This window comes from Streptomyces olivochromogenes (genome assembly GCF_021538895.1).
GTDB lineage: Bacteria > Actinomycetota > Actinomycetes > Streptomycetales > Streptomycetaceae > Streptomyces > Streptomyces olivochromogenes_A.
On sequence record NZ_JADDRL010000061.1, the window covers coordinates 1 to 11,752 of the forward strand.

General features: G+C 74.0%; 10 protein-coding genes and 1 pseudogene. 3 read left to right on the top strand and 8 right to left on the bottom strand.

From position 1 onward, the window contains the following. The 6 genes and pseudogenes from IPZ69_RS27540 to IPZ69_RS27565 form a co-directional block, all read right to left on the bottom strand. Positions 1-416 (bottom strand): annotated as a pseudogene (locus tag IPZ69_RS27540) (hypothetical protein); the annotation flags it as partial. Positions 417-522: 106 nt separating this feature from the next. Continuing rightward, positions 523-1,320, bottom strand: coding sequence for a type III pantothenate kinase (locus IPZ69_RS27545; protein ID WP_235457249.1), 798 nt, complete (start codon positions 1,318-1,320; stop codon positions 523-525). A gap of 5 nt (positions 1,321-1,325) precedes the next feature. After that, positions 1,326-2,303, bottom strand: a complete 978-nt coding sequence (nadC, locus tag IPZ69_RS27550; protein WP_235457252.1) for a carboxylating nicotinate-nucleotide diphosphorylase — start codon at positions 2,301-2,303, stop codon at positions 1,326-1,328. Between the two features lie 5 nt (positions 2,304-2,308). Next, the gene (locus IPZ69_RS27555; protein ID WP_235457253.1) at positions 2,309-4,030 is read right to left on the bottom strand and encodes an L-aspartate oxidase; all 1,722 of its coding nucleotides are present in this window, start codon (positions 4,028-4,030) and stop codon (positions 2,309-2,311) included. Next, positions 4,027-5,028 carry a pantoate--beta-alanine ligase gene (gene panC / locus IPZ69_RS27560; RefSeq protein ID WP_235457254.1) on the bottom strand — a complete coding sequence of 334 codons (1,002 nt, stop codon included), beginning with the start codon at positions 5,026-5,028 and terminating at the stop codon, positions 4,027-4,029. The genes IPZ69_RS27555 and panC overlap by 4 nt, the downstream gene beginning before the upstream one ends. Positions 5,029-5,098: 70 nt before the next feature. Continuing rightward, complete coding sequence (locus IPZ69_RS27565) at positions 5,099-6,016, bottom strand: Rossmann-like and DUF2520 domain-containing protein (protein ID WP_235457255.1); 918 nt, start codon at positions 6,014-6,016, stop codon at positions 5,099-5,101. A 173-nt stretch (positions 6,017-6,189) separates the two neighbouring features. On the opposite strand from IPZ69_RS27565, the gene IPZ69_RS27570 reads away from it, so the two are divergent. Both IPZ69_RS27570 and IPZ69_RS27575 read left to right on the top strand, forming a co-directional pair. After that, positions 6,190-7,380 carry a threonine aldolase family protein gene (locus IPZ69_RS27570; protein WP_235457256.1) on the top strand — a complete coding sequence of 397 codons (1,191 nt, stop codon included), beginning with the start codon at positions 6,190-6,192 and terminating at the stop codon, positions 7,378-7,380. 45 nt (positions 7,381-7,425) lie between these two features. After that, complete coding sequence (locus IPZ69_RS27575; protein ID WP_235457257.1) at positions 7,426-8,529, top strand: DUF5937 family protein; 1,104 nt, start codon at positions 7,426-7,428, stop codon at positions 8,527-8,529. A gap of 86 nt (positions 8,530-8,615) precedes the next feature. Here the strand turns inward: IPZ69_RS27575 and IPZ69_RS27580 are convergent, their stop codons facing one another. Continuing rightward, entirely contained in the window at positions 8,616-9,287 is a 672-nt protein-coding gene (locus IPZ69_RS27580; RefSeq protein ID WP_235457258.1) for a response regulator, read from the bottom strand. 74 nt (positions 9,288-9,361) lie between these two features. Continuing rightward, on the bottom strand, positions 9,362-10,567 hold the full coding sequence (locus tag IPZ69_RS27585; RefSeq protein ID WP_235457259.1) for a sensor histidine kinase: 1,206 nt from the start codon (positions 10,565-10,567) through the stop codon (positions 9,362-9,364). A gap of 118 nt (positions 10,568-10,685) precedes the next feature. On the opposite strand from IPZ69_RS27585, the gene IPZ69_RS27590 reads away from it, so the two are divergent. Further along, complete coding sequence (locus tag IPZ69_RS27590; protein WP_235457261.1) at positions 10,686-11,723, top strand: SAM-dependent methyltransferase; 1,038 nt, start codon at positions 10,686-10,688, stop codon at positions 11,721-11,723. The last annotated feature ends 29 nt before the right edge of the window (positions 11,724-11,752 follow it).

Consider the following 11,752-nt stretch of genomic DNA (forward strand, 5'->3'; position numbering starts at 1 on the left):
GCCCCGCGCCGGTCCGGTCCTTCGGTGCGCGCCCGTACGGCCCCGCCGCCCAGTGCCTCGCAGCGCGCCAGCAGGGCGGCCGCGACCGGGTTCGCGCGCAGTGCGCGGAGCGCGGCGAGGTCGTCGCCCGTCGGGCGGTACCCGGCCCGCAGCGCCTCCTCCAGGAGCGTGAGATAGCCGGCGGCGGTGCCGGGCAGGGCGGCGCGGTACCGGGCGAGGTCGGCCATCAGGAAGGCGCGCAGCCGGGCGCCCTCGCGCATCGCCTCGTCGAGCGACTCGGCGAGCCGGAGGCAGTCCTGGACGTCCTCTGCCGAGGCGGGACCGGGGTGAAGGGCGAGGGCGAGAGCGCGACGGAGCACACGCAGCTCCTCCACGCCGAACGCCATGCCGCCGCGGGATCCGTGTGGCGTGGGCATGCACCGAAGATACGCGCTAATCAGACAAACCCGACATCGAATCCGGGTGTGGCGCCGTCAAGCCACCCGCCTGGCGGCTGCCGACGCCCACCCGCGCGCCCGCATCTCACATGCGCGAGACGTTCCGCTCGTAGACCAGCCGCAGCCCGATCAGCGTCAGCCAGGGCTCGTGCTCGTCGATCACCGACGACTCGCCCAGCACCATCGGCGCCAGGCCGCCCGTGGCGATCACGGTCACGTCCTCGGGATCGTCGGCCAGCTCGCGGGCCATCCGGCTCACCACGCCGTCGACCTGCCCGGCGAACCCGTACACGATGCCCGCCTGCATGGCCTCGACCGTGTTCTTGCCGATCACGCTCCGCGGCCGGGCCACCTCGATCTTCCGCAGCTGCGCGCCCTTGACGCCGAGCGCCTCGACGGAGATCTCGATGCCGGGCGCGATGACCCCGCCGATGTACTCCCCGCGCGCGGACACCGCGTCGAAGGTGGTCGCCGTACCGAAGTCCACGACGATCGCGGGCCCCCCGTACAGCTCGACGGCGGCCACCGCGTTGATGATGCGGTCCGCGCCGACCTCCTTGGGGTTGTCGGTGAGGATCGGCACGCCGGTCTTCACGCCGGGCTCCACCAGCACCGCGGGCACGTCGCCGTAGTAGCGCCGCGTCACCTCGCGCAGCTCGTGCAGCACCGAGGGCACGGTCGCGCAGATCGCGATGCCGTCGATGCCGTCCCCGAGCTCCTCCCCGAGGAGCGGGTGCATGCCCATCAGGCCCTGCAGCAGCACCGCCAGCTCGTCCGCCGTGCGGCGCGGGTCCGTGGAGATCCGCCAGTGCTCGACGATGTCCTCGCCGTCGAACAGGCCGAGAACGGTCTGCGTGTTGCCCACGTCGATCGTGAGGAGCATGGCTGTTACTCCGCCTCGCGCAGGTCCAGGCCGATGTCCAGGATCGGCGAGGAGTGGGTGAGCGCGCCGACGGCCAGGTAGTCCACGCCGGTGTCCGCGTAGGCCTTGGCGTTCTCCAGGGTGAGTCGGCCGGAGGCCTCCAGCATCGCCCGGCCGTCGACGATCGCCACCGCCTCCTCGCACTCCATGGGCGTGAAGTTGTCCAGCAGGATCAGGTCGGCGCCCGCGTCCACCACCTCGCGCAGCTGGTGCAGGGTGTCCACCTCGACCTCGATCGGCACGTCCGGGAAGGCCTCCCGTACGGCTTCGAAGGCCCGCGCGACGCCGCCGGCGGCGACCACGTGGTTGTCCTTCACCAGCGCCGCGTCCGACAGCGACATGCGGTGGTTGACGCCGCCGCCGCAGCGCACCGCGAACTTCTCCAGCGCCCTGAGGCCCGGCGTCGTCTTGCGGGTGTCGCGCACGCGGGCCTTGGTGCCCTCCAGCACGTCCGCCCACGCGCGCGTGGCCGTCGCGATGCCGGACAGGCGGCACATCAGGTTGAGCGCGCTGCGCTCGGCGGTCAGCAGGTCGCGGGTGCGCGTGGTGACCGACAGGAGCTTGTCTCCGGCCTCCACCCGGTCGCCGTCCTCGACGTGCCGCTCGACCTCGAACTCGTCCGTGCAGACCACGGACAGCACGGCCTCGGCCACCCGCAGGCCCGCCACCACGCCGGCCTCGCGCGCGGTGAAGTCGGCGGTGGCGACGGCCTCCTCGGGGATGGTCGCGACGGTCGTGACGTCGACGCCGTGGTCGAGGTCCTCCTGGATGGCGACGTTGGCGATGTCCTCGACCTCCAGGGGGTCGAGTCCGGCGTCCGCCAGCAGCTGCGCGAGCGCGGGGTCGAGCCCGCACTCCAGGTACTCCTCGTCGGCTTCCGCGCCGCAGCCACAGCCGTCGCCGCAGCCTCCGTTCGAGGCGAGGGGAAGATCGTCCGTGCTCACTTGTGTCACTGCTCCTGGGGACGCGGGTGGTGCCGGGTAGGGGGGAAGTCTGCGGTGTCCGTGGTGCCGACGGCCAACGACCGGTCCGGATTCAGCCGTACGACGATGTGGCGCCGCCACCGGGCGTCGTCGCGGTCGGCCCGGTCCTCGCGCCAGTGGCACCCACGAGTCTCCTCGCGCAGCCGCGCGGCGGCGACCAGAACGCGGGCCACGCACAGGAGGTTGGTGGCCTCCCAGGTGTCGACGCCGGGCTCGGCGGTCTTGCCGTTCTCGTCGAGGGCGTCGCGGGCCTCGGTGTGCAGCCGCTGGAGCTGGTCGGCGGCCTTGGTCAGCGACTCGTCCGAGCGCAGCACCGCGGCGCCCTCGGTCATGATCCGCTGGATGGTGAACCGGGCCTCGGGGGCGAGCAGCGGGTGGGCGGGTGTGTCCGGGTGCTCGACCGGCTCGGGCACGCGCGTGTGGAGGCGGTTGTCCGCCTGGCGGGCCGTGATGTCGGCGGCGATGCGCTCGGCGTAGACCAGGCCCTCCAGCAGGGAGTTGGAGGCGAGCCGGTTCGCGCCGTGCACGCCGGTGCAGGCGACCTCGCCGCACGCGTACAGGCCGGGGACCGTCGTCCGGCCCCGGGCGTCGGTGCGCACGCCGCCGGAGGCGTAGTGGGCGGCCGGGGCGATCGGGATGGGCTCGGTGACCGGGTCGATGCCGTTGGCGCGGCAGGCGGCCAGGATCGTCGGGAAGCGGTGCTCCCACATGTCGGCGCCGAAGTGCCGGGCGTCGAGGAACATGTGCTCGGCGTCCTGCTCCTGCATGCGGCGCATGATGCCCTTGGCGACGATGTCCCGGGGCGCGAGTTCGGCCAGTTCGTGCTGCCCGACCATGAAGCGCACGCCGTCGGCGTCGACCAGGTGGGCGCCCTCGCCGCGCACCGCCTCGGAGACCAGCGGCTGCTGGCCCTCCGCGTCGGCGCCGAGGAACAGCACGGTCGGGTGGAACTGCACGAACTCCAGGTCGGAGACCTCCGCGCCCGCGCGCAGGGCGAGGGCGACGCCGTCGCCGGTGGAGACGGAGGGGTTGGTGGTCGCGGAGAACACCTGTCCCATGCCGCCGGTCGCGAGGACGACCGCGGGCGCGTGCACGGCGCCCACGCCGTCGTGCTGGCCCTCGCCCATGACGTGCAGGGACACGCCCGCGGTGCGCCCGTCGGCGTCCGTCAGCAGGTCCAGGACCAGCGCGTTCTCGATCGTACGGAGCCCGCGCGCGCGTACGGCCTCGACGAGCGCCCGGGAGATCTCCGCCCCGGTGGCGTCGCCGCCGGCGTGCGCGATGCGACGGCGGTGGTGGCCGCCCTCGCGGGTCAGGTCGATGTCGCCCTCGTCGTCGGTGTCGAAGTGGGCGCCGGTGGAGATGAGCCGGTGCACCGCGCCGGGGCCCTCGGTGACGAGGATCCGTACGGCGTCCTCGTCGCACAGGCCCGCGCCCGCGACCAGGGTGTCGTCCAGGTGCTGTTCGGGGGTGTCGCCCTCGCCCAGGGCCGCGGCGATGCCGCCCTGGGCCCAGCGGGTGGAGCCGTCGTCGAGGCGGGCCTTGGTGACTACGACCGTCCGCAGACCGGCCGCCTCGCAGCGCAGGGCCGCCGTCAGGCCGGCGACGCCGGAACCGACGACCACCACGTCCGCGGCGATGGACCACCCGGGGGCGGGGGCGTGCAGTCGTATGCCTGTGCTGGTCACGAGGCGGCTCCGAAGGTTCCGAAGGTCAGGGGGATGTTGTCGATCAGCCGGGTCGTCCCGACCCGGGCCGCGACGGCGAGCACGGCCTCACCGGTGAAGTCGCCGCCGATCTCGGTGAAGTCGGACGGGTCCACCAGGGCGAGGTAGTCCAGTTCCAGCGGCGGGTCGAGCCGGGCGGCCTCGTCCAGGACCAGGCGGGCGGCCGCGCGGACGGCCGCCGGGCCGCCGGGCGCCGCCTTGGCGACGGCGTGCGCGTCGGCGGCCGCGCGGGACTCTCCTATGGCGCTGAGCGCCTCGGCACGCGCACGCGTGGAGGGCACTTCGCGGGCCCGCGCCCGCAGCGCCTCCTGGGCCGCGTGCCGGTCGGCGCCCGCGAACAGCGCCTGGGACAGGGCGAGGGCGGTGTGCCGCTCCGGCGGCGAGAGGTAGCGGTTGCGGCTGGACAGGGCCAGGCCGTCGGGCTCGCGGACGGTCGGCACGCCGACGATCTCGATGCCGAAGTTGAGGTCCCGCACCATGCGCCGGATCACGGCCAGCTGCTGGGCGTCCTTCTGCCCGAACAGGGCCACGTCGGGGCGGGTGAGGTGGAGCAGCTTGGCGACGACGGTGAGCACGCCGTCGAAGTGACCGGGCCGCGAGGCACCCTCCAGACGCTCGCCCATGGGACCGGCGGTGACCCGCACCTGGGGTTGGCCGCCGGGGTAGACCTCGTCCACGGACGGGGCGAACACGACGTCCGCGCCCGACTGTTCGGCGATCTTCAGGTCGGCTTCCAGGGTGCGCGGATAGCGGTCGAGGTCCTCGCCCGCGCCGAACTGCAGCGGATTGACGAAGACGGTGACGACGACCTCGCCGTCGGGCCCGGCCAGCTCGCGCGCGGCGCGGACCAGCGTGGCGTGACCCTCGTGCAGGGCGCCCATGGTCATCACGACGGCACGGCGACCGCGGCGCACGCGCGCGTGCAGCTCGTCGGCGGTGCTCAGCAGGGCGGTGGTCATCGAAGGTCTCCGTTCTCGGGCTCGCACGCCATCGGGCGGCCCTCCGTCACGATCTGGAGCGCGGCGCCGCTCATCGGGCGTCCCCGTCACCGCCGGCCAGCACGCCGAGGAGGTCCTCGGCGAGCTCCGGCTTCAGCAGCCCGTGGGCGAGCGCGCGGTCGGCGGTCGCCCGGGCCATCGCCAGGTAGCCCGCGACGGTCTGCGGGGCGTGCTTGCGCAGCTCGGTGATGTGCGCGGCGACCGTGCCCGCGTCCCCGCGCGCGACGGGTCCGGTCAGCGCCGCGTCGCCGGAGCGCAGGGCGTTGTCCAGGGCGGCGCCCAGCAGCGGGCCGAGCATCCGGTCCGGGGCCTCGACGCCCGCCGTGCGCAGCAGCTCCATGGACTGGGCGACCAGGGTGACCAGGTGGTTGGAGCCGAGGGCGAGGGCCGCGTGGTAGAGCGGGCGGTTCTCCTCGGCGATCCACTCGGGTTCACCGCCCATCTCGATGACGAGGGCCTCGGCGGCCAGCCGCAGCTCGTCGGGGGCGGTGACGCCGAAGGAGCAGCCCGCCAGCCGCTGGACGTCCACCGGGGTGCCGGTGAAGGTCATCGCGGGGTGCAGGGCAAGCGGCAGCGCGCCCACGCGCAGGGCCGGGTCGAGGACCCGGGCGCCGTACCGGCCGGACGTGTGAACGAGCAGCTGGCCGGGCCGTACGGCGCCGGTCTCGGCGAGGCCCGTCACGAGGCCGGGCAGGGTGTCGTCGGGGACGGTGAGCAGCACCAGGTCGGCGCGCTGGAGGACCTCGGCGGGCGGCACCAGGGGCACGTCGGGCAGCAGCCGCGCGGCACGCCGCCGGGAGGCGTCGGAGACCCCGGAGACGGCCACCGGGCGGTGCCCGGCGAGCTGGAGGGACGCGGCCAGCGCGGGGCCCACGCGACCGGCGCCGACGACGCCGACGGTGAGCCGCGCGGGGCGGTCCTTGAGGTCTGGCTGCTGGTCTGTACTCACGCGACGGAGGCCTTCCCGTTCCAGTCCGCTCTGGGTACCGGACGATTTCTCGTCATGTTAACGCTATCGCCTGGAGCACCGGTCGGGTCATCCACAGGCTGTGGGTTTCCCCACGCCCTCGCCGCCGGGAAACACGGATGCCCTCCCGGACGGGGCAGGGCATGATCCCCGGCATGAGCGATTCAGCTGAGCAGGGTGAAGAGCGGTCGGCACAGGAGCTGTTGCGGGAGCGGCGGACGGCCGCCTTCCGGAAGGCCCGGCGCGTCCTGGCCCGCCAGGGCTCGCGGGACACGATCCGCGGACGGCTCGCCGCGCTGCAGGAGGCGGCGCCCCAGGTCTACGACCTGGACGAGGGCACGGACATCTACGGCGACCGGATCGTGGCCTCCCTGGAGGAGCGGGTCGCCGCGCTGCTGGGCACGGAGGGCGCCGCGTTCTTCCCGACCGGCACGATGGCGCAGCAGGTGGCCCTGCGCTGCTGGGCGGCCCGCACCAATGACCCCACGGTCGGCCTGCACGCGCTGGCCCACCCCGAGGTGCACGAGCGCAGTGCGTTCACCCGGGTCAGCGGGTTGCGCCCGGTCCGGGTGGCCGACGGGCCGCGGCTTCCCACGGCGCAGGAGATACGCGACTTCCCCGAGCCCTTCGGGGCGCTGATGCTGGAACTTCCCCTCAGGGACGCCGGGTTCGTGCTGCCCACCTGGGAGGAGCTCACCGAGGTGGTGGCGGCCGCCCGGGAGCGCGACGCGGTGGTGCACTTCGACGGGGCCCGCCTGTGGGAGACGACCGTCCACTTCGGCCGCCCCCTGGACGAGATCGCGGCCCTCGCGGACAGCGTCTACGTGTCGTTCTACAAGTCCCTCGACGGCTTCGGCGGTGCCGCGCTGGCCGGACCGGCGACGCTGGTGGAGGAGGCGAAGACCTGGCGGCACCGCTACGGCGGCATGATCTTCCAGCAGTTCCCCACCGTGCTCTCGGCGCTCGTCGGCCTGGAGCGGGAGCTGCCCCGGCTGCCGGAGTACGTGCGGCACGCGCGTGTGGTGGCCGCCGCGCTGCGCGAGGGATTCGCCGCGGCCGGGCTGCCGTGGTCCCGGGTCCATCCCGAGGAGCCGCACACCCACCAGTTCCAGGTCTGGCTGCCGTACGACCCGGACGTGATCACGCGGGCGGCGCTGCGCCAGGCCGAGGAGACGGGTACGTACCTCTTCGCGGGCCTGTGGACCCAGGGCGGGCCCGGACTGGCCTTCACCGAGGTGACCGTGGGCGCGGCCGGCCTGGAGTGGACGGCCGCCGACGTCGAGGCGGCGGTCGCGGACTTCGCGGTCCGGCTGGCCCAGGAGGCCGGCGCTCGGGCCGACGGCTAGGACGCAAGCGCGGGCGTTGTCGGTGGTCCGGTGCACCATGGGGGCATGAGCGTGACCATCGACATCACCGGGCTGCCGTCGGAGCGGATCTCCGTCGTGCCGTCGCCCTTGGGCGAGCTGGGGATGGCGCTGCACGCGCTCAGCGAGCCCGGTCACCACCCCGAGCTCCAGGGCTGGGCGACCGCGGTCTCGGCGCGGCTGGACCCCGGGCTGGCGGACCGGCTGTGCGAGGCGGACTTCCTGTGGCGCACGACGTTCTCCGACGTCTTCGCCCCGTTCGCCGGGATCCCGGGCGGCCGTGCGGTGCCGGGCGCCACGCTCGCCGAGGAACTGGACCTGCTGGACAAGCTGACGGACGAGCAGTTCGTGCACGCGGCGCTCGAATTCACCTGCCAGCACCGCTACGACGTGCCGGAGGCGGGCCCGCTGGAGGATCCGGCGGCGCGCCGTCGCGCCCTGGAGCTGGCCGCGGCGCGCGGCGCGGTCCAGGAGCGGTTCACCCGTCGGCTGCTGGCGGACCCGCCCGCCGTCCGCGCGTGGCTGCGGCAGCTGCTGCGGGACTGCGACGACGCGTTCTTCGCGGACATCTGGGCCCGGGTCCAGCCGCAGCTGGCCGCGGACGCCCGGCACCGGACCGAGCTGCTGCGCCGCAGAGGCCTCACGGAAGCGCTCACCTCGCTGTCCAGCGCGGTGTCCGTCGACGAGGAGGCCGGGGTCGTCACGGTCGACAAGCTCCTGGTGGGCCGCACCGCCACCGGCGACGGCGGCCTCGTGCTCGTCCCGACCAGCCTGGGCCGGCCCCATGTGATGGTCCTGCACCGGTTCGGCTGGCAGCCGTCGATCTCCTACCCGGTCAGCGGCTCCCGGCCGCAGGCGCCGTCCGTCGAACAGCTCACGCGCCGCCTGGAGGCGCTCGCGCACCCGGTACGGATGCGTCTGTGCCGGCACCTCGCCCGCGCCCCGCACACGACGAGCGAACTGGCGGACGCGCACGGCATGACGCCGCCCGAGATATCCCGGCACCTGAGTGTGTTGAAGAAGGCCGGCCTGGTCACCACCCGCCGCCGGGGCCGCTACGCCCAGCACCAGCTGGACCTGTCGGCGGTCGCCCGCCTGGGCAGCGACTTCATCGAGGGCGTCCTGCGCTGACCCCCGGCCCGAACCCCGGCCCCGGACCCCGGCCCCGAGGAGCCGGCGGCACCGTCAGCCGGAGCCGCCGCCCCGTACCGGCACGGTCAGCCGTGGCCGCCCGCCCGGACCAGCCCCGTCTCGTACGCCAGGACCACCACCTGCACCCGGTCCCGCAGACCGAGCTTGGTCAGGATGCGGCCCACATGGGTCTTGACCGTCGCCTCGGACAGGACCAGCCGGGCGGCGATCTCGCCGTTCGACAGGCCTTGGGCGACCAGGACCATGACCTCGCGCTCGCGGTCGGTGAGCCGCTCCAGCTCCCGCTGCCGCGGCTCCCCGCCGGAGCTCGGCAGCATCGGCGCGAAGCGGTCCAGGAGGCGGCGGGTGGTGGAGGGTGCGACGACGGCGTCGCCGCTGTGCACGGCCCGGATCGCGGTCAGCAGCTCGGCGGGCGGCACGTCCTTGAGCATGAAGCCGGAGGCACCCGCCTTGAGCCCGGAGAAGGCGTACTCGTCGAGGTCGAAGGTGGTCAGGATCAGCACCTTCGGCGCGTCGGGCTCGGAGCAGACGCGGCGGGTGGTCTCGACGCCGTCCAGCTTCGGCATGCGGACGTCCATCAGCACGACGTCGACGGCGGTGGAGCGCAGCACCTGCAGGGCCTCGACGCCGTCGCCCGCCTCCGCGACGACCTCCATGTCCGGCTGGGCCGCGAGCACCATCCGGAACCCGGTGCGCAGCAGCACCTGGTCGTCGACGAGCATCACGCGGATCGTCATGGGGGTTCTCTTCCGTTTCCGTGAGCGGGTGAAGTGGGGGTGTGACAGGTGTCAACAGGGGGCGTGCGTCAGCGTCAATGCGCCGGCTTGAGCGGGAGCAGCGCGCTGATCCGGAATCCTCCGCCAGGGCGCGGACCCGCGTCCAGAGTGCCGCCGACCATGCCGACCCGCTCGCGCATGCCGATCAGGCCGTGGCCCTGGCCGTCGGCGCCGCCCTCCTCGTACAGCTCGTGCGGGGCGCCCTTGCCGTCGTCCTCGATGAGCAGTCCGAGCCCGTCGTCGAAGTAGACCAGCCGCACGCTGGCGCCGGCGTTCTCACCGCCGTGCTTGCGGGTGTTGGTCAGCGCCTCCTGCACGATGCGGTATGCCGTGAGCTCAACGCCGCTGGGCAGCGGGCGCGGGGTGCCCTCCACCTTGAAGTCGACGGGCAGGCCGGAGCTGCGGCACTTCTCCACGAGCTCGTCGATCTGCTCGACGTCGGGCTGCGGGACGTACTCGCCGCTCTCCTGGTGCTCGCCGGTGCGCAGCACGCCCAGCAGGCGGCGCATCTCGGCGAGGGCCTGGCGGCCGGTGGAGGAGATCGTCTCCAGGGCCTTCTTGGCCTGGTCGGGCGCGGCGTCGAGGACGTAGGCGGCGCCGTCGGCCTGCACCACCATCACCGACACGTTGTGCGCGACCACGTCGTGCAGCTCACGGGCGATCCGGGCGCGCTCGGCGGCGACGGCGACCTTGGCCTGTGCCTCGCGCTCCTTCTCCAGCCGGGCCGCGCGCTCCTCCAGCTGCGCGAAGTAGGCGCGACGCGTGCGCATGGAGTCGCCGAGCACCCAGGCGAGCGCGAAGGGCACCGTCTGGAACACGACTATCGCCACCTGGCCCAGGAAGCTCGTCTGCTGATCGGGCCAGCGGATCTGCGCGAGGATCGCCGCGCCCAGGCTCACCGTGAGCGCCAGCCGCGACGCCCAGCGCGCGCCGATCATGGCGACCGTGTAGGTGATCACCAGCATCGCGAAGTTGGCGACGGTCGTCTCGACGTCCAGGACCAGCTGGGCCAGCCCGGTCGCGAGGGCCAGCAGCAGCATCGCCTCCGGGTAGCGGCGGCGCAGCGCGACGACGAGGCTCAGGACGGCGGACACGGCCAGTCCCCCGCCGAGCGACATGTGGTGCTCGGGCGCCCTCTCGACACTCATCACGCTCACGCCGGAGAGCCCGAAGAGGACGACGGCCCAGAAGGTGTCGACCCATGTCGGGTGCCTGCGGAGGAAGTCATAAAGGCGCTGCACGTAACCCAGAGTAGGGAAGCGCGGTGTGTGCGGGGGTCAACCGGAGGGCCGATCCGTGCCCCGCGCGCATACTCCGCAAGGTGGAGGACGTGATCACCTGTGCGCCTAATCTGTTGCGGTGACGGACGAGACAGCGGGTGTTCCCGGGGGCGGGACGGCGGCCGGCGAATGGCGCGGCTGGCGGGCGGCGACCGAGGCCGCCCTGTACGGACCGGGCGGCTTCTACCGGCGTCCCGAGGGCCCGGCCGGGCACTTCCGTACGTCCGTCCACGCCTCGCCGCTGTTCGCCGGGGCCGTGGCGCGGCTGCTGTGCCGCGTCGACGAGGCGCTGGGGCACCCCGCGACGCTGGACTTCGTCGACATGGGGGCGGGACGGGGCGAACTGGTCACCGGCGTGCTCGCCGCGCTGCCCGCCGAGGTGGCCGCCCGCGCGCGCGGGTACGCCGTCGAGATCGCCGACCGCCCCGACGGGCTCGACCCCCGGATCACCTGGCTGAGCGAACCCCCGCACGACGTCACCGGACTGCTCTTCGCCAACGAGTGGCTGGACAACGTGCCGGTGGAGGTCGCGGAGGTGGACTCCGCCGGCCGGCCGCGGCTGGTGCTCGTACGGGAGGACGGGGCCGAGCGGCTCGGCCCGCCCGTGTCGGGGCCGGAGGCGGAGTGGCTCGCGCGCTGGTGGCCGCTGCCGGCCGAGGAAGGGCTGCGCGCGGAGATCGGGCTGCCTCGGGACACCGCGTGGGCGTCCGCCGTCGGCCGCGTCGCGCGGGGGCTCGCGGTGGCCGTGGACTACGCGCACACGGCCGGGACGCGCCCCCCGTTCGGGACGCTCACCGGCTTCCGGGAGGGGCACGAGACGGCGCCCGTGCCGGACGGGTCGTGCGACATCACGGCGCACGTCGCACTCGACGCGTGCGCGACGCTCCCCGGTGCACGCCTTCTCACGCAACGCGCCGCACTGCGCGCCGTGGGCCTCGCGGGCGCGCGCCCCCCACTCACGCTCGCCACCACCGACCCCACGGCGTACGTACGCGCCCTCGCGAGCGCCGGAGAAGCCGCCGAACTCACCGCAGCGGGCGGCCTGGGCGACTTCGGATGGCTGCTCCAGCCGGTCGGCATTCCGGACCCACTCGCCCCGGACACCGGGCCGGAGTGACTCTGCCACTTGGCACCGCTTGGCCCTAC

Excerpts from the sequence above, each read along its gene's own strand:
- IPZ69_RS27545 (WP_235457249.1), bottom strand. The coding sequence starts at position 1,320 with ATGCTCCTCACGATCGACGTGGGCAACACGCAGACCGTTCTCGGCCTG.
- panC (WP_235457254.1), bottom strand. The coding sequence starts at position 5,028 with ATGACCACCGCCCTGCTGAGCACCGCCGACGAGCTGCACGCGCGCGTG.
- IPZ69_RS27570 (WP_235457256.1), top strand. The coding sequence starts at position 6,190 with ATGAGCGATTCAGCTGAGCAGGGTGAAGAGCGGTCGGCACAGGAGCTG.
- IPZ69_RS27575 (WP_235457257.1), top strand. The coding sequence starts at position 7,426 with ATGAGCGTGACCATCGACATCACCGGGCTGCCGTCGGAGCGGATCTCC.
- IPZ69_RS27580 (WP_235457258.1), bottom strand. The coding sequence starts at position 9,287 with ATGACGATCCGCGTGATGCTCGTCGACGACCAGGTGCTGCTGCGCACC.